Here is a 17,377-nt window from a genome sequence, read left to right on the forward strand (position 1 = left end):
AATCGTCCCGGCGACGCGATGTGTTCTCAGCGGCGAGCCGGAGCCGCGCCGATGACCGTTACCGGCGCGCCTTCGGCGGCGGCCTCCCGCTCGTCGTCGACATCCGTCACCTTGACGAAGAGGCTGGGCACCCGCTCGGCGCGGTCGAGCAGCCACGCCGCCCCGAACATGATGACGAAGCCGGCGAACGAGACGGCGAGTTGCTCCCAGACGCCCCTGGTGAATTGCATCAGGATCCAATGCGCCGAGAACGACAGGAACACGCTGAGGCAAAAGATCGGCAGCGAATGCTGGCCGCAGAGGATGACCGGGTGCAGCCATTTCGAATGCAACGCCTTCCAGTGGCGCGGGATAAAATAGATCACCCAGACCGCCAGCGCCAGAAAGTGCGTGAAGCGCAGCATGTCGAGGTCGGTCTTGTCGATCGGGTAGATCGCCTTGATCATCCATTTCGGGATCAGCGCCTCGAGCGCAGGGATGTGCCAGGTCATCACGATCAGGAATGCGAAGGCGAGCCAGGCCGCCGCCAGCGTCATCGCCGCCTTCGACCACACCCATGTTGCGATCTTGTCGATCTGGCCGACGCCACACCAGGCGGCGAACACGAACATCAGCTGCCAGCAGAACGGGTTGAAGTACCAGGTCGTGCCCGGCGGATAGGAGGCGATGTTCCAGTCGAACCGGCGCGCCAACACATACAACACCACGGAGGCAGCCAGCGTCAGGTTCGGCCGGCGCACCAGGCCCCACACGATGAAGGGCGCGGCGAGCACCAGCGTGATGTAGAGCGGCAGCACGTCGAGATTGACCGGCTTGTAGCGCAGCGAGAGCGCCTGACCTATCAGGATGTCCGGATGGTCGAGAAAATTGTGAACGTTGAACTCGTCCGCATACATCGGGTTGTCGAACCTCCTGACCGTGCGCGCGATCTGCGCAGTGAACAGCAGGAACAGCATGATGTGGGCAACGTACATCTCGCCTGCGCGCCGCCACAGCCGCTTCAGCGCGGCGAGAAACCAGCCGCCGGCGACGATCGGCCCGTAGATCCAGCCGACCAGATAGCCGGAGATGAAGACGAAGAACTCGGCGGCGTCGCTGAAGCCGTAGTTGCGCAAGGTGAGCCAGGCCACGACGTCGTGCGGGATGTGATCGAGGAAGATCATCCACAACCCGACGCCGCGGAAGAGATCGAGCCGCAAATCGCGCTCGACCGGCGCCAACAAAGCTGACTGGTCCCGTGTGATCATGGCCCCGCCTCGTCCGGTGAGCGTCGCGCCGCCGCAGAATCGGATGCTAAAAACTGTAAATCAAAAGTCACCTGACCCTGCGGCTAGTGCCGACGGTAGCCGACCTTGGCGTCCGTGCAAGGGGCTTCGTCATCAGGGCGGGCAGACCGCGTCCTGCAAGTCATGAGACCTTGAACGGCGCCGGCGGGAGGTGGTGGTCATCCCTGCAAAATGTCGAAAACAACCCCATGCACAGTAGAGACGGTCTCTTAAGTCCTTGCTTTGCCTGCGAAACTCAAACGGCCCGTCGGGCAAAAAAACAGCCCGGCGGTACGATCGCACGCCAGGGAGGGAGCAGGGTCAGGTCAGCTCGCCGCCCCGCGCGAGCATCCCGGTCAGCATCGCCTCGGCCTTGTGCTGGAGCGGCAGCGCGCCGCTCTCGGAGGCGATCGCGATGGCCGCGCGCAAGGCGACGATGATCGCGGCCTTGTTCGCCGCATCCGTTGGCGGCGTCACCACGGCCTCGCCGAACAGCGCCTCGGCCTCGAGGCCGGAAAACCCCTGCTGGCGAGCGGTGTTGCGCGCCTCGCGCAGCATGTTCTGCGCGGCCTGGACGTCGCCGAGGCGGAAGGTTGCGAGCGCAAGGTAGATCGAGCTGCGCAGCACCGCCGAGGTATAGCCGACCGCCTTCGCCTCCTCGCGCGCCTCGGCCAGCATGCCGCGCGCCCGGTCGAACAGCCCCTGCTCCAGATAGGCGATGCCGAGGTGACAGGCGAGCACCGGCACGAACAGCCGGATGCCGTGCTTCTGCGCCAGCACAAACCCGTCTTCGAGAATGGCAGCGGCCGCGGCCGGCTCATTGCGGCCGAGCATCAGCCAGCCGCCGCTATAGGCGGCGGCAACGCGGTCGTAGGGGCGGTTGGTCTCTTCCGCGATCGCCGAAGCTTGTTGCTGGAACTGCTCGGCGGCGTCGAGTTCGCCCATGACGGTGTGGGTGAAGCTTTTCATCATGCAGCAGAGGAGCAGTGTGTATTTTGGGGGAGTGGCAAACGGCGCGCTCGCTTCGGGTCCCATGAGATTAGCGCGGCCTTGCGCCAACATCTGCTCCGCTTCGCGATATCGACCGGCGAGAAAATAGGCCTGTCCCAGATTGTATTGTGCAAGGTTGCGCCAACCCGGGTTGCCTGACTTCTCGGCGAGGCCAACGACCTCCTGGCCGAGCGCAACCGCTTCAGTTGGCGTTCCGTAGAAATTCTGTCCACCCGCCATGACGGTCATGGCGGCGACCTTTCTTCCGATGTCGTCAATTCCACTAGCCCGGCGTTCGGCCTCTTTTCCGAGATCGATCCACTCGGCAACCTGACCGGACCAGATGAATGCCATTCGCGCCTCCATCCGGAGGTCAATTGCATCTGCCTCCCGCGAGAGAGTCATCGGCATCTTGTCGAGCGAACTCATCGCGATCCCGAAATAGTCGACCGCATCGGCATACGCCGAGCGCACAAGACATTTCTGCGCGGCACCTCTCCCGTACCCGAACGCTTTCAGCCAATCCTTCGCGCGCATCGCGTGGTAGCAAAGCGTGTCAGGACCGTCGCTCCATGTCTCGTCGCTTTCGAAGGCCGCAAGTATTCGCCCATGTATGTTCTCGCGCACCTTTTCGACCATCGACTCGTAGGTCACTTGGCGGACCATCTCGTGCTGGAACTCGATCGAGTCCTCAAGTTCACTATCGATCCTGACGAGGATCTCGGCTCGGTCGAGCGCTCCGAGGCAATCCTGGAGAATGTCTTCGGGCAGCGCGGTGACGTTCCGCAGCATCATCACGCTTGAGCGCGGCCCCAGCGCCGCCGCTATTTGGAGAACCGAGCGCTCCTGCCTTGAGACACGATCGAGCCGCGCCGCAATCACCCCCTGAATGCTGGTAGGGATGCCGAGCTCGTCAATAGGTCGAACGAGCGCAAGGTCACCCCACTGACCGCGAAGCGTGCCACTATCTTTCAGTCCACGGCAGACTTCCTCGAGAAATAGAGGAACGTTGGCAGTATGAGAGATGATCCGGTTCTTCAAATCGGTGTTCATCGCCGACGGTCCGAGCATATCGGCCAACATGGCCAATCCCGAATCGTCATCCAGGGGGCGCATTGCAATCACTTCCGCATGGCAGCGTGCGATCCACTCGGGCATGCCGTTCGGCCTGCTCGTGAGAAAAACTATCAGGTTGGGACTCTGTAACGACGCGATTGCAGCAACAACCGCATCGCTGGCTCGGTCGATCCAGTGCAGGTCCTCGATGAGAAGAACCGTACGCTGTTGAAAGGCCAGGCTTTGCACGATGGCGCAACTTGCATCGGAAATGGCACGCGCGCGCGCGTAAGGCTCCAGCTCACTCCAGCGATGATCCGCGACCGGAATATCCAATATGGAATCGATCGCGAGCTGATGGATTGCCGGCAACTCCTTTCGGATGTCGACCAGACTATCCGAATCTCTGGCGGCAACTTCGAAGATCGAAAGTATGGTGCGCTTGAGCGCGCTGAACGGCACGCCCTGAAGGTTCGGACTACACTCGGCGTCAATCAGCCGCCAGCCATCGGCCTTGAGCTCCTGGGCGAACTCATGCGCGAGCCGCGATTTTCCGATGCCTGCATCGCCGATCAGCAGGACCGTCTGCCGGCTTGCACTGGACCTCTCCGCGGCACGTGCCAAAAGGGCCCGCTCAGTCGTGCGATCGACAAACCGCGAAACGCTCCGCGCTCGTCGCACCCGCCAGCTTGAAAGGTCGCTCGCTCCGACGACACGGTAGACCGGCAGCGGCTCGTTGAAACCGCGCAGCACCTTGCGACCCAAGGCTTCGAATCGGACATGTCCATCCGCGAGTTTCTGGCAGGCCTCCGACACGTAGATCCGATTGGCCTCGGCCGCGGCCTCCAGCCTCGCGGCAAGATGCTGAGCGGCTCCTCCGATCTCGTAGACCTTGGAAAATTCGCTGGCGACCATATAGGCGACGACGTGCCCCGAATGGAGGCCGACCCGAACCTGAAGTCCGGGATCGCCAAGACTGCCGACCCGCCGGACAAGCTCGATGGCCGCATGGCAGGCCAGCGGAGCATGGTTGTCGTCGGCGATCGGGGCACCAAAGACAGCGGCCAAGCCGTCCCCCAACTCCTTGCTGACGATGCCGCCAAACTGGCGTACCGCGCCCCTCATGGCCGCCAGCGCTGGCTCCAGGCGTGAGACGGCCTCCTCCGGCTCCAATTCGGCAACAAGCCCTGTGGAGTCGATGACGTCGGCTCGGAGAATTGTCACAAACCGCCGCTCGCTGTCGGGATCAGCACGCCGACGTACCGCCGCCCCACACTTGGAGCACCAGCTATCGTCCGAATCAATCGCCGACTGGCACGCGAAGCAATGCATTCCTGCGCCTTCAAGGATCGCGGCGTCGCTGTCGTCCAGCGCCCGCGAGCAACTCGTGGTAAGAATACCTATCAAGAACCGCTTAGCAATCGGACTTGCCCATCGCCGTTAGCGGAGCACGGTGCGGTTGGCGATCTGGACGAAACACAGTCCTGAGTGGTAGCCTATGCAAATCCCAGCAAAGATGGGGCATATATTCGGTGAAGCCGGGTTGGCAAAACTAACCGGCGTCGCGGAGCTGTATGTATTTTCACAAAGCCAAGGACATATTGAGGGAAAAGACGATGGGGTCGAGAACTTACACCGGGGCTTCATTCAAAGATTTGATGAACGACAATTATTTCCCCCAGGAAAACATGCAGAGGAGCGTGGACATCCTCAAGGCGTCGCCGGACATCCACGTGCCGACCCTGGAGTACGGCCAGTACCATCTGATCCTGACGCCGGCGGACAAATGGCCGGACGGGAGCGCGGCGTACTGGCACAAGGAGAAGGGACGGGCTCGCGTCGACCTCACCACGCAGTTGAATACGGTCCCGCTGTCCAAGGACGAGCCCGGCGTGATCCCGCTGACGCGATGCGCGCTGCTCGATGCCTGCGTGCGGAAGTGCTTCAATTCCGAGCCGCCGATCCCGATGAAGACGAACATCATCACCCACGCGGCGAGCGACGCCTATGCCGACCGGCACGAAATCCGGCTGGAGTGGGAGTACGACAACGGCGAGGACCAGGCGCCGACGCTGCTCCACCTAACGATGGTCTGTCCGTACCGTCCCTGATTCCGAGCGGGAGCAGCAGCGCGGAGGCTTCCGCACCAATCGAAGATGGTCCGTCGTCGCCACAGCATGCGTTGCACGACGGACCAATCATGCCCCGCCCTCTCCGCTCGAAGGCCGCGCTGCACTGTCTCGCGGCCGCGCCCCGTCACGGGCCTGTCGCACGAAGATGATCCGCTACCTGCCAGTGCGCGTGCGAGTCGCCTGCTTGAGGCGACCGCCGCGTTCGTTTGACAGGAGCGCCCGATGCCCGTTGGACTGCTGGAGGTCGTAGGCACCATCGATGTCGGCCAGTTCTGGCCGGAGGGCCGGTCGGACGCCGACACCACCAAGGTCGTGGTGAATGTCGCCCCTGACGCGATCCGCTTCCGCAAGAACGACCAGGTGCCGTTCCAGCCGACCCACGTCTTCGAGGGCGCCAAGGTCAAGGGCCGGACCGCGACGGCGCCGATCAAGAACGGCAGGCTCACCATTCGCCTTCAGGGCATCGACGCGCCGGAGCTGCATTCGCCGCTCTCGGCCGCCGAGAAGAAGGGCCTGAGCGACGCCAAGCGGCAGGCCTATCACGAGGTCACGCACCCCTACCGGCAGTTTCTTGGCGCGACGACGAGCAAGGCGCTGCATGACTTCCTCAGCAGCGCCGGCGGGCCGACGCTCGCCTGCCGCGTGTTCACCCATGTCGATGCGCCGAACGAGGTGTTCGACACCTATGGCCGGCTGGTCGGCGACATCGAGGTGACGGTCGCCGGCAAGACCATCGACATCAACCACTGGCTGGTCGAACAGGGCTTTGCCTATCCAACCTTCTACTCTTCGATGAACGACGACGAGATCAAGGCCTTCCTCGCGCTCGCGAAGCCCGCACGCGCGCAGAAGCTGCCGGTCTGGAAGCATCTCGCCAAGACGATTCCCGCCTTCGACTTCGACCTGCGCGAACCCAGGAAGAACGAGACCGACGTGCTCGCGACCGACAAGGGCCCGGTGATCCTGCCAAAGCTCTATCGCCGCTACACCAACTGGTCGGCGCGCAAGAAGGCGAAGGTGACGAGCCAGACCTTCCAGAAATTCTTGGGCGAAGGTTCCGGCGGCAAGCCCGACACCTGCTACGAGATCGACGACTTCCTGACCAACGGTGTGCACTCGGCCACGCCGCGCAATTTCGCCGACTTCGTCGAAGGCGGCAAGACGATCAAGTTTCAGCCGGAGGGGCTGGTGTTCGGCGAGGCGCCGTCGAGTCTCGTCGGGGCGGACGGCAAGCCGATCACGACGTTCTGAGGACGCGCGCGGCCGACCGGGATCAACGGCGTTTTGTCGCAGATTGTTGCCGGCCGTGAGCTCGTACGTTCATGCGCCGCTATTGTCCTGTCGTTGCAGGCATTTCCAGCGGCCGAGCCTGGCCGATCAAAGGCTGCTCGCGCTAACGGTTAGAATTCGCCACTACACAACCATAGATTTTTCGTCTATTTTCCTGGTCGCGGCGATTGCGGAGCGTCCTCGGTGAAGTCCGAGTGACCCAAGAGGCCGGCTCTCAAAGCGAGCTGGTGGATGAGAGGAAGATCAATCCGGCGGAGCCGCCTGCCCGTTCTCTCGGCGGGCCGGCGCCGCAGTCAAGCGAGAAGGAGAACGACATGCTTGTTCGACAGAACGTGTGGGAGCTTGGCGGCGACTGGGCAGATCCGATTCTCTGGTACGCGCGCGCGGTTGGCGCATTGAGGCCGAAGCCGCTCAACGATCGAACCAGCTGGCGCTTCTGGGCCGGCATGCACGGCTATCATCAGGGCCTGTGGGAGTTCTACGGCTACAAGGCGCCCGCCGAGCAAGTTCCTGCCCAGGCCGACTTCAACGAGTTCTGGCAGCAATGTCAGCACGGCAGCTGGTATTTTCTGCCGTGGCACCGCGGCTATCTCATTGGGTTTGAGAAGCTCATTCGCTCGACCGTCGTGACGCTCGGTGGGCCGCCTGACTGGACCTTGCCCTACTGGAACTACTTCAAACCCGGTCAGGATGGCTTGCCGCCGGCATTCGGCAGCCCGGACTGGCCGGACGGCACAGGCAACAATCCCCTCTTTATCGAACAGCGGTGGGGACCCGGCGATCCTTCGCAGCCCGGCAAGATCTTCGTCCCGCTCGATGCCGTGAACCTGGATGCGATGGACGTTCACGAGTTCACCGGTGTGGCAAGTGGCGGCGACCGCGGCTTCGGTGGCATCGACACCGGCTTCGAGCACGGCGGCACCAAGCATGGCGACATCGAAAGTCAACCGCACGACCAGGTTCACGGCCTTGTCGGCGGCGAGAAGATGTTCCCGGAGGCGAGCACGAGGCCATTGCCGGGACTGATGTCGTCACCGGTGACGGCCGGTCTGGATCCCATCTTCTGGCTGCACCACGCGAATATCGATCGGCTGTGGCAAAGCTGGAGGCAGGGCGATTCCCTAAACACGGATCCGGAAGAAGCCAGTTGGAAGAAGGGACCTGCCAGCCTCGGCCAGCACAAATTTGTCGTTCCTCTCCCCGACGGCTCGCCGTGGGAGTACACGCCGGAACAGATGTCGGACTTTGCCGGGGTGGGCTATACTTACAGCGATTTCTCGCCGGCAGGCGCGCCATTGGCGGCCGTCGCCGGCAGGACAGCGACACCACCCGGAGCGGTCGCGATGGCGAGATCGACTGGAGCAACAGTTGAGGTGCTTGGCGCCAATGCCCAATCGCTTCCCGTCGCAGGGAAAGGTGCCGAGACCTCCGTGCAACTCGATGCGCGTACGCATACGAAAGTTGCCGCCAGGCTGGCTGCCGGCCCTGCGCCCGGGGCACGCGCTGAGCAGGTCTTTCTCAATCTGGAGAATGTGCGCGGATATTCCGACGCCACCGTGCTGCAGGTCTATCTGCAGTTTGCGGGGAAGGACGGCGCGCCGTCCTTCGAGCGGCAGGTCGGGAGCATCGGGCTCTTCGGCGTCACCAAGGCGACGGAGAGCGATACCGGGCACGCGGGAGACGGCTTGTCGTACGCGCTGAACATTACCAAGCCCTATTCGGAGTTCGCCGGTTCGGGCAATGCCGATCCCGCAAAGGTCGGCGTTCGCCTCCAGGCCGTCGCGCCGGTGCAGCAGTCGGCCGACGTGAGTGTCGGCCGCATCAGCATCGTCCGACAGGGCGATTGACGGCCGCTCATGACGCCCGCGGCCTACGAGCGTCTGCAAATCCGTATTCCGCTCACCGTCGCGGCTGCCGCCGCGTGGGCCGCCGTCGTGGCGTTGTCGGACCAGCGCAGGCTCGTCGCCTTCTGCAACAGCGATGTCTGGCCGGCACTGTCACTCGATCAGCTCGCCCTTGCCATGACGTTCTATTCGCCGGCAACACTCGCCGGCGAATGGATGCTGATGGTCGCGGCGATGATGATGCCGATGCTCGCGGGCGCTCTTGGGCACGTGCGTGCGCGAAGCCTGCCGCGCCGACGCATGCGGTCGATGGCGCTCTTCATGATCGGATATTGCGCCATCTGGGCTGCCTGTGGCATTCCCATCGTGCTGGCCGTGCTGGCGCTGCAACTGATGCAATCATCATCGATCGTCACGATCGCATTGGCGGGATCGCTCGTCCTGGTCTGGCAATTCTCCCCCGGGAAACAGATTTGCCTGAACCACTGCCACGACCAGCCGCCGCTGGCGGCGTATGGGATCAGGGCCGACCTGGCTGCTCTCGGATATGGCGTCACCCAGGGTATCTGGTGTTGCGGAGCCTGCTGGGCGCTGATGCTCGTTCCGTTGGTGACGCAAGGCGGGCATTTGGCGGCGATGGCCGCGACCAGTGCATTCTTGATCGCCGAGCGCCTGGACAAACCGCGGCGCCCGGCCTGGGAGGTGCGATGGCCATCGACCGCTGCCAGGCTGCTATGGTTCAGGCTTGGCCTTTGGCGACGCTCGGAGAGCGCCGGAGTGAAGGCAACCTGATCGGTGCCGACGGCACGCGCGACGACGCGATTCCCGTAGGCGACCGGGCAAACTTTGCCGGCGACACCGCCGCACCGGCAATTTTTTCAAGCTGCCGATGAGCGCGTGCCCGGAAACATCGGGAAATCGAACGAAAAGATTTGGCACGTACGTTGCTTGCCCTTCGCGATCGTCTCGAGGGGCCGAACATGCAAGTCACGCCAGGAGCTTCAATCTTCGGCTACCAGCCTGCGAAAGCCGGCTCATCGACCGGTGCATCGAAGCCGTCGGTGACCGACAATAGTGGGCCCTCGCAAGCAAGCGAAGATGGCGCATCGGGCGACAGCAGCGTCGTGCAGGAGTTCCTGAAATACGCGAAGATGAATCCCTTCGACCGTATGCGGGCTGCCATTCTGAAGAGCATGAATCTCAGCGAGGCCGACCTCGCCAACATGACCCCGGACCAGAAAGCGGCGGTGGAGCAGAAGATCCGGGACGCCATCGAAAAGGAGCTGGAGAAGAAGGGCCAGCAGCCCGGCAGCCTGGTCGACCAGTCAGCGTAACGACCGCGCATCACCAGTGGAATGTCGCACCTTTTCCAATCTCGCAATCGAATGCCGTATCCTTGAGAACGGCGTCATTGACGGCATCCAGGACCATCGTGCGCGCCTCGATCCTGCCGTTTGGGTGCACCCTGAACGACAGGAATTCCCTGACCGCCTTGTCCGGTCTCACCGTGAAATGGGTCGTTGCGAAAGCGATCGTCCCGTCAGGCTGGATCATGTATCCGTCAAACCGCATGCTCGCCTTGACCGGAGGTCCCGCCGCGCCCGTGCCGTGAACTTGACAGGCTGAAAGGTCGACGAGCATGCGAAATTCCTTGCCGTCGACGATCGCCTTGTTCAGCGCCGCATAGTCGGCGTTTCCGGCTTCGTCCGCGATCGCGGGGTGCGTCCAGAAGCTTGCCACGATCGCCAGCGCGGCGGCGCAGCTGCGCAGATCATTCGACAAATGTGGCTCCCAGGGTTGGCGGCTCTAGCCGGCTCCCGACTCGAACTTCACCGCCTCATGATTGGTGATGACTTCTCGCACGACCAGGGCATGCAGCTTCCGGGTAAAATCCGGATCGAGCCCGCTCTGTGCGGCGAGGATGCGAAGCCGTTTCAATTGCGCCGCTTCACGTCGGGGATCCCGGGATTCCAGTCCATGCCTGGCCTTGAGCTCTCCGATCGCGTCCGTACAGCGAAAGCGCTCTGCGAGCAGGTGCACCATCGCCGCATCCAGATTGTCGATGCTGCGGCGCAGCCTGGCCAGATCGCCGGCAAACTCCTGGTCATCATCCGTCATCGATCGGCACCTACAGACAGCGCCGCGGCGGACAACCCGCCCTTCTGCAGAATGAAGCCCGCAATCTCATCGACACCTTGGCCACTCTTCAGATTGGAGAAGATGAACGGTCGCGCGCCTCGCATCCGCCGCGCGTCCGCTTCCATGATCTCCAGATTCGCGCCCACCATGGGAGCCAGATCGATCTTGTTGATCACCAGCAGATCGGATCGCATGATCCCCGGCCCTCCCTTGCGCGGGATCTTCTCTCCTGCGGCGACGTCGATCACGTAAACGGTCAGGTCCGCAAGCTCTGGGCTGAAGGTGGCGGCGAGATTGTCGCCGCCCGACTCGACGAAGCAAAGCTCCGCGTCCGGAAACCTCAGGTTCATGTCGTGGATCGCCGCCAGGTTCATCGAGGCGTCCTCCCGTATGGCCGTATGCGGACAGCCACCCGTCTCCACCCCCATGATGCGCTCCGCCGCCAATGCCTGCGCGCGGGTCAGAATGAGCTGATCCTCCTTGGTGTAGATGTCGTTGGTGATGACGTAGATCTCGTAGAAATCGCGCAGGCGCTTGCACAGCGCCTCGACCAGCGCCGTCTTTCCGGAACCGACAGGGCCGCCGATGCCGACGCGCAGTGGCCCGTTGGTTGCCGAAATGCCGGGTGTGCGGAGAGACCTGCTCTCGCGTTCAATCGTCTTCATGACCGGAACAACCTCGTATATTGGAGCTCGTGCGCGATGGACGCGAGCTCAACCATCAGGCCCGCCGAACCGAGATCGTCGACCGTCTCGCGGCTTGCGATTTCACTGCGCGACAGGATCGGCAGCTCGAGCGCCGCGATGGCGAGCTGACCATCGGTTTGACCGAGAGGCACCAACCGCACGCCCGCGCTCACCAGATTGGCGACATAGCTGTGCAGGAATGCCGGCAGCGCGACTTCGACGGCAATCCGTTCGCGCGCGGCTCGCGCTCCGAGCAGGACAGCCAGCACCGGCGGGCATTTCGGGTCGGAGAACATGTCCAGAATTCGATCCGGCCAGACACTGCGAAGGGTCGTAAGGCACGCAGACGATTGCTGTTCGGATTCGAGCACGAATTCGGATGTGCCGCGGGATGCGGCTGCGAGTTCGGCCAGTTCCGGGAGCTGGTCCTCGGCGCTCTCGGCTACGCATCGGTAGGCTTCGCTGAAGAAGATGGCTTCGTTCCGGCCGGAGCCGTAGCAAAGGTCGGCCTCGAGCCAATCGATCAGGCTGCGCCGATCGGAGACATAGCCGGCCTCCACCGCCCACTCCAGTCCGTGCGAGTAGCTGTAGGCCGCGTTCGGGAACGACGGCGAGAGCCAGCTCTGCAGCCTCAGGAACGCCAGCGCCGTATGTCCATAAGTCTGGTCTGTCATCGCACCACCATGCCGGCAACGCGTCAGTACATGAAATAGCGCTGCGCCATCGGGACCACATTCACCGGCGGACACGTGAGCAGCCGTCCGTCGGCTCGCACCTCGTAGGTCTCGGGGTCGACCTCCATGAGAGGCAGCGCGTCGTTGAGGATCATGGAATGCTTGCCGATCGATCGCGTGTTCGAGACCGGCAGGAGTTGCTTGGCCAGGCCCAGCTGCCTCGTCGTTTCGAGCGAGGCCTGACTGACGAAGGTCACCGAATTTCTGCCGGGAGAACGGCCGAAGGCACCGAACATCGGCCGGTAATATTCCGGCTGAGGCGTCGGTATCGATGCATTGGGGTCGCCCATGATCGCGGCGACGATCATGCCTGATTTCAGGACCATGTCGGGCTTGATCCCGAAGAACGCCGGATCCCAGACCACGATGTCCGCGAGCTTTCCGACCTCGACCGAACCGACATGGCGTGACATGCCCTGCACGATGGCCGGATTGATCGTGTATTTCGCGACGTAGCGCCGCGCCCTGAAATTGTCGTTCTGCCCGGTCTCCTCCGCCAACCGCCCGAACTGCTTCTTCATCTTGTCGGCGGTCTGCCAGGTCCGCGTGATCACCTCGCCGACGCGCCCCATCGCCTGGCTATCCGACGACACGATCGAGAACGCGCCGAGATCGTGCAGGATGTCCTCTGCGGCGATCGTCTCCTTTCGAATGCGGCTCTCCGCGAAGGCGACATCCTCCGGAATGCGGCGGTCCAGATGGTGGGTCACCATCAGCATGTCGAGTGCTTCGTCGAGCGTGTTCGCGGTGTAGGGGCGCGTGGGATTTGTCGAGGCTGGAATGACGTTGCTCTCGCCGCAGACCTTGATGATATCAGGCGCATGCCCGCCGCCGGCCCCTTCCGTATGGGCCGCATGGATCGTCCTGCCCTTGAACGCGGCGATCGTGCGCTCGACGAACCCGCCTTCGTTCAGGGAATCGGTGTGGATCATGACCTGCACGTCCATGTCGTCGGCAACAGAGAGACAGCAGTCGATCGATGCGGGCGTTGCGCCCCAGTCTTCGTGCAGCTTCAGGCCGCACGCGCCGGCTTCGATCTGCTCGACCAGGCCCGCGGGTACGCTCGCATTGCCTTTGCCGAAAATGCCGAAGTTCATCGGGAACCCATCCAGCGCCTCGAGCATCCGATGGATGTGCCATGGCCCCGGCGTACAGGTCGTCGCCGTCGTCCCAGCGGCTGGTCCGGTGCCGCCACCCATCATGGTCGTGACGCCCGAGAAGAGCGCCTCGTCGATCTGCTGCGGGCAGATGAAATGAATGTGCGTATCCATTCCGCCGGCGGTGATGATCTTGCCCTCGCCCGCGATGATTTCCGTCCCCGGCCCAATGATGATGGAGACACCCGGCTGGATGTCGGGGTTGCCCGCCTTGCCGATGGCGGCAATGAGCCCGTCCCTGATCGCGATGTCGGCCTTGACGATTCCCCAGTGATCGAGGATCAGCGCGTTGGTAATGACCGTATCGACCGCCCCCTGCGCGCGCGTGAGCTGCGATTGTCCCATGCCGTCGCGAATGACCTTGCCGCCGCCGAACTTGACCTCCTCGCCATAGATCGTGAGGTCCCTCTCGGGCTCGATGAACAGGTCGGTGTCCGCCAGGCGCACCCTGTCGCCGACCGTCGGGCCGAACATCTGCGCATAGGCCGCGCGGCTCATCGTGTGGGACATGTCTTCCTCACCTTATTCGTTGGCGCCGGACGCATCGGTCCCTGATTCCAGAGGTCCCATCACGCCGCCGCTGAAGCCGTAGATGCGCCGCGCTCCGGCAAACGGGATCAATGAGACCTCGCGCGACTGGCCCGGCTCGAACCGCACGGCCGTCCCGGCCGGGATATCGAGGCGGCACCCACGGGCAAGGGATCGATCGAACACGAGTGCGGCGTTCACTTCGGCGAAGTGATAATGGCTGCCCACCTGGACCGGCCGGTCGCCGGTGTTGGCTACGGCAATCGACAGTGCCGTCCTGTCCCCGTTCAGGACGATGTCGCCTTTGGCCGGAATGACCTCCCCGGGAATCATGCCACGCCTCCAAGCAGCAGCAGCCCCACAAGGCCGGCACAAACGCCCGCCGCGCGAAGCAAGCTTCTTCTGGCGGCGTTTCCTCCTGAGAACCCGATGACCATGCCGGTCAGGAGAAGTGCGGCGGTCGCCGTCGTGAAGCCGATCACGTAGGGAACAAGCATCGCGGCGGCTTCAGTTCCGTGGGCGTGACCATGGAAGAACGCGAACAGGCCGACGGCCGCCGCGCCCAGCATGACGGGCATCCTGAATTCGAACGCAACGAACGCTGCCAGCGCCACCACCGAGAGGCTGATCGCCGCCTCCACAAATCCCAGCTCAAGTCCTGCGCTTGCCGCGGCGAAGCCGCCCAGCATCGCGATCAGAAAGGTCAGCGGCCACACGGCTCTCGCGGATCCGCCCACGAGCGCGCTCCACGTTCCCACCAACGTGACCGCAATCAGATGATCGGCGCCGCTGAACGGATGGACGAGACCGGCGTCGAACGAACTGCCCGCGCCCGGAATGGGATGAGCGAAGGCCGGCGCCGCAAGCAGGCTCAACGCAGCGACGCAAATCGGGATGATGCGCATCATCGGCTCCTATCGGATCGGGTTGTGCACCGGGACAAGCTTGGTCCCGTCCGGAAACGTTGCCTCGACCTGGATCTCGCGGATCATTTCCGGGATGCCCTCCATGACCTGGTCGCGGCGCAGCAGCCGGCCACCTTCGGACATCAGATCCGCGACCGATCGTCCGTCGCGGGCGCCTTCCATGATGGCATCCGAAATCAATGCGATGCTTTCGGGATAATTCAGCTTGACGCCTCGCGCGAGCCGGCCACGCGCAACGATCGCGGCGAGGGCTATCATCAGCTTGTCTCGTTCCCGTGGCGTCAGATTCAAGATGCTCCTCCCACCTGGCCGCGCTGCTAACAGGACCACATCTTCGGCACTCCGAAGGGACCGGATCCGAGCTCATGGTCGAGTTGATCGAGGAAGCGGCGCAGACCTCGCCTGAGGTCCACGCTTGCAATCGCGGCGACCCGGACCACGATGATCGCGCCCACGATCGTGACGCCGCACGCGCATTCCAGCGAAGCACCGATCTCGCGCAATCTCTCGAGCCGGGCCTCGAGACCCGGACCGAAATAGATCATTGTCGCGATCGCCTTCCAGTTCGAGAGCAGCGCCGTCTTCCGAAGCTGCGGGAGCGCCTGGTCTGAGGCGAGGAAGCCATCCGCCCACACCAGACGGCCGTCGACCCTGACGCGCCAATTGTCCAGGATATGTCCGGCAAGAACCTCCTCGCCGCTTTCGATGCGGCCAAGAACCAGCCACTCGAGGGCAATCAATTCGGTACCCGAGTTCACATCGATCTCGGTCTGCCGCGCGATGCGCGCCTGGTTGAAGACGATCGTCTCTTGCGGAAGCCACGCAAGCCGGGCATTTCCCTCAGCCCTTAACCGCGTCCGGATTCGCGCAGGCCGATCCAGCGCCCGATAGACCTTCTCCGCGGCCTGCGTGGTCACCGCGACCGACGCATTCCCTTGAGCGACCACCTCGATCCTGATCTCGTCGCCGCCTGCGACACCGCCCGAGGTATTGATGAGGACCGCCTCCTTGCGCCGACGATCGTCGACATTCGGGAAGGCAACGGCCATCGGAAACTTCTGATAGACGTTGATGATCTCCGTGCCGTTTGCGGCGCCGGAGAACACCACGCGAGCTTCCCCGGCAGCGCGCTGCAGATCGAATTTTTCCGTGGCGCTCTGCCCTTCTCCCGGTTGGCCGGGATGAGCCGCGGATGTCCCGCGAGAGCGCTCGTGAATTGCTTCAAACATCCGTCTCGGGGCTCATGATTGACCGTGTGTGTCTCGCATATCGGCGAGGGAGAGGCCGGGCGTGGAACGGCAATGCCGACCACGCCCGGACCTCATGTCGCGAAACCGGGATCAGAAACCCGCAAGACCCTGGGAGCCGTTGTACGGGATCTTGACGCTGCCGATCTCCTTCAGCGAACCGTCCGGCTGGGTGCTGTAGCTGACCAGCTTCGAGGCGTTGCCGTAGATCTGATAGAGATAGGCGCCGTCCGGCGAGATCCAGCTATCGCTGGGACCGCTCGTCACGGTCCCGTTCAATCCCCTCGCGGTGCCGTCGCCGGGAACCTTCGGGCACGCCGGATCGCACGCAATCTCCAGGCCGCCACCATTGATGCGGTAGCTGCTGATGTTGCTGTAGCCGAAGTTCGTTGCGTAGATCGTGCGATCATCGGGAGCGACGGCCAGCCAGCACAGCTCGGACGGCAGGCCCGCGCTGGTGTCGATCTTGACGAGCGGGCCGATCTTGATCGAGCCGTTCTTCTCGATGGTGCAGATGGAGCATCCGTCGCCGACGGCATAGCCGATCACGAACGTATTCGGACGCTGATTCAGGAACGCGATGTAGAACGGAGAACCGCCCTTCGCATCGTAGAACCTGGCCGTGCCGAGCGAGCCGTCCTTTTGCAGGGCGAACACGGCAAGGCCGTCCGGATCCGGTGCATTCGACGCAATCGAGTGCAACGCGCCGCCGGCGCGCTGGACCCAGAGAATCGGCGAGCCGTCGGGATACAAGCCGGTGAGCGCGATCGGCTCATCGAAAGTGGTGCCGACAAGCACGAGCTCCTCGTTGGGCGAGACCACGACCATGGTGGAGACACGGTTCCGCTTGCTGTACGTATTCACCGTGTATCGCTCGGGCCGCGTCTTGAGCATGCCTTCGGCATCGACCGACATCAGCCGAAGATGATCCGGTCCGAACGCGTGCAGCACGAAGAGGGTGCGCGTCGACGGAGCGAAAGCCAGCGATTTGGCCGTGCCACTCCTGCCCTCGACCGGGTTGCCGGTCGACTTCACGTCGAGCAGCGTGAGACGACCGTCGCTCTCCAGGCGGAAGCTCGAAACGGAATTGTCTCCGCCATTGGTCGCAAACAGAAAGCGCCGATCGGATGTAATGATGACGCTTCCTGCACCCTCGTAAGAGTTGGGCGCGCTGTCCTGGCCGCTGATCGGCTTGAATTCACCGGAGCCGGCGCCGCCCGTCTTGATACGCGCGACCTCGGCCAGCTTGCCGTCCGCCTGCCGCGTGTAGTGAATAATGGCGTTATCGATCTCATTGGTCTGGATATAGAGATGGCCAGTCTGCCCCTTCGACATTCCCATCTCGCTCGCCGTCGCTTCTTTAGCCATCTCTCGCTCCTTTGA

General features: G+C 63.2%; 17 protein-coding genes. 5 read left to right on the forward strand and 12 right to left on the reverse strand.

The genetic code is table 11. From position 1 onward, the window contains the following. Positions 1-26: 26 nt before the first annotated feature. Complete coding sequence (locus ABIB99_RS12695) at positions 27-1,247, reverse strand: OpgC domain-containing protein (protein ID WP_354176009.1); 1,221 nt, start codon at positions 1,245-1,247, stop codon at positions 27-29. Positions 1,248-1,586: 339 nt separating this feature from the next. Continuing rightward, complete coding sequence (locus tag ABIB99_RS12700; protein ID WP_354176203.1) at positions 1,587-4,643, reverse strand: ATP-binding protein; 3,057 nt, start codon at positions 4,641-4,643, stop codon at positions 1,587-1,589. Positions 4,644-4,927: 284 nt separating this feature from the next. Here ABIB99_RS12700 and ABIB99_RS12705 point away from each other — a divergent pair, with 284 nt between their 5' ends. From ABIB99_RS12705 to ABIB99_RS12725, 5 genes are all read left to right on the forward strand, one after another. Next, positions 4,928-5,422 (forward strand): hypothetical protein, encoded by a 495-nt coding sequence (locus tag ABIB99_RS12705; protein WP_071917756.1) that lies wholly within the window; start codon positions 4,928-4,930, stop codon positions 5,420-5,422. A 243-nt stretch (positions 5,423-5,665) separates the two neighbouring features. Continuing rightward, complete coding sequence (locus ABIB99_RS12710) at positions 5,666-6,694, forward strand: thermonuclease family protein (protein WP_354176010.1); 1,029 nt, start codon at positions 5,666-5,668, stop codon at positions 6,692-6,694. A gap of 353 nt (positions 6,695-7,047) precedes the next feature. Beyond that, positions 7,048-8,580 carry a tyrosinase family protein gene (locus ABIB99_RS12715; protein WP_354176011.1) on the forward strand — a complete coding sequence of 511 codons (1,533 nt, stop codon included), beginning with the start codon at positions 7,048-7,050 and terminating at the stop codon, positions 8,578-8,580. Between the two features lie 9 nt (positions 8,581-8,589). Then, positions 8,590-9,369 (forward strand): copper chaperone, encoded by a 780-nt coding sequence (locus tag ABIB99_RS12720; protein ID WP_354176013.1) that lies wholly within the window; start codon positions 8,590-8,592, stop codon positions 9,367-9,369. A gap of 188 nt (positions 9,370-9,557) precedes the next feature. Then, positions 9,558-9,911 carry a hypothetical protein gene (locus ABIB99_RS12725; protein ID WP_231143848.1) on the forward strand — a complete coding sequence of 118 codons (354 nt, stop codon included), beginning with the start codon at positions 9,558-9,560 and terminating at the stop codon, positions 9,909-9,911. A gap of 10 nt (positions 9,912-9,921) precedes the next feature. On the opposite strand, the gene ABIB99_RS12730 is transcribed toward ABIB99_RS12725, so the two are convergent. The 10 genes from ABIB99_RS12730 to ABIB99_RS12775 all read right to left on the reverse strand — a co-directional run bounded on the left by ABIB99_RS12730 (position 9,922) and on the right by ABIB99_RS12775 (position 17,362). Beyond that, positions 9,922-10,359: a VirK family protein gene (locus tag ABIB99_RS12730; RefSeq protein ID WP_354176015.1), complete on the reverse strand. Its 438-nt coding sequence runs from the start codon at positions 10,357-10,359 to the stop codon at positions 9,922-9,924. A gap of 24 nt (positions 10,360-10,383) precedes the next feature. Beyond that, positions 10,384-10,695, reverse strand: a complete 312-nt coding sequence (locus ABIB99_RS12735) for a chorismate mutase (protein WP_063980899.1) — start codon at positions 10,693-10,695, stop codon at positions 10,384-10,386. Then, positions 10,692-11,381, reverse strand: coding sequence for an urease accessory protein UreG (gene ureG, locus ABIB99_RS12740; RefSeq protein WP_354176017.1), 690 nt, complete (start codon positions 11,379-11,381; stop codon positions 10,692-10,694). The genes ABIB99_RS12735 and ureG overlap by 4 nt, the downstream gene beginning before the upstream one ends. Next, positions 11,378-12,076 carry an urease accessory protein UreF gene (locus tag ABIB99_RS12745; RefSeq protein ID WP_354176018.1) on the reverse strand — a complete coding sequence of 233 codons (699 nt, stop codon included), beginning with the start codon at positions 12,074-12,076 and terminating at the stop codon, positions 11,378-11,380. The genes ureG and ABIB99_RS12745 overlap by 4 nt, the downstream gene beginning before the upstream one ends. 23 nt (positions 12,077-12,099) lie before the next feature. After that, a complete protein-coding gene (gene ureC, locus ABIB99_RS12750; RefSeq protein WP_354176019.1) occupies positions 12,100-13,803 on the reverse strand; it encodes an urease subunit alpha in 1,704 nt (567 codons plus the stop codon). A gap of 12 nt (positions 13,804-13,815) precedes the next feature. Continuing rightward, positions 13,816-14,154 (reverse strand): urease subunit beta, encoded by a 339-nt coding sequence (locus ABIB99_RS12755; RefSeq protein ID WP_354176021.1) that lies wholly within the window; start codon positions 14,152-14,154, stop codon positions 13,816-13,818. Next, on the reverse strand, positions 14,151-14,726 hold the full coding sequence (locus ABIB99_RS12760; protein WP_354176023.1) for a HupE/UreJ family protein: 576 nt from the start codon (positions 14,724-14,726) through the stop codon (positions 14,151-14,153). The genes ABIB99_RS12755 and ABIB99_RS12760 overlap by 4 nt, the downstream gene beginning before the upstream one ends. Positions 14,727-14,735: 9 nt before the next feature. Then, complete coding sequence (locus ABIB99_RS12765) at positions 14,736-15,038, reverse strand: urease subunit gamma (RefSeq protein WP_028148889.1); 303 nt, start codon at positions 15,036-15,038, stop codon at positions 14,736-14,738. A gap of 26 nt (positions 15,039-15,064) precedes the next feature. Next, complete coding sequence (locus tag ABIB99_RS12770; RefSeq protein WP_354176025.1) at positions 15,065-15,856, reverse strand: urease accessory protein UreD; 792 nt, start codon at positions 15,854-15,856, stop codon at positions 15,065-15,067. 231 nt (positions 15,857-16,087) lie between these two features. Further along, a complete protein-coding gene (locus tag ABIB99_RS12775; RefSeq protein ID WP_063980893.1) occupies positions 16,088-17,362 on the reverse strand; it encodes a beta-propeller fold lactonase family protein in 1,275 nt (424 codons plus the stop codon). Positions 17,363-17,377: the final 15 nt, after the last annotated feature.

It is taken from the genome of Bradyrhizobium sp. LA6.1, assembly GCF_040547805.1.
Lineage (GTDB): Bacteria > Pseudomonadota > Alphaproteobacteria > Rhizobiales > Xanthobacteraceae > Bradyrhizobium > Bradyrhizobium barranii.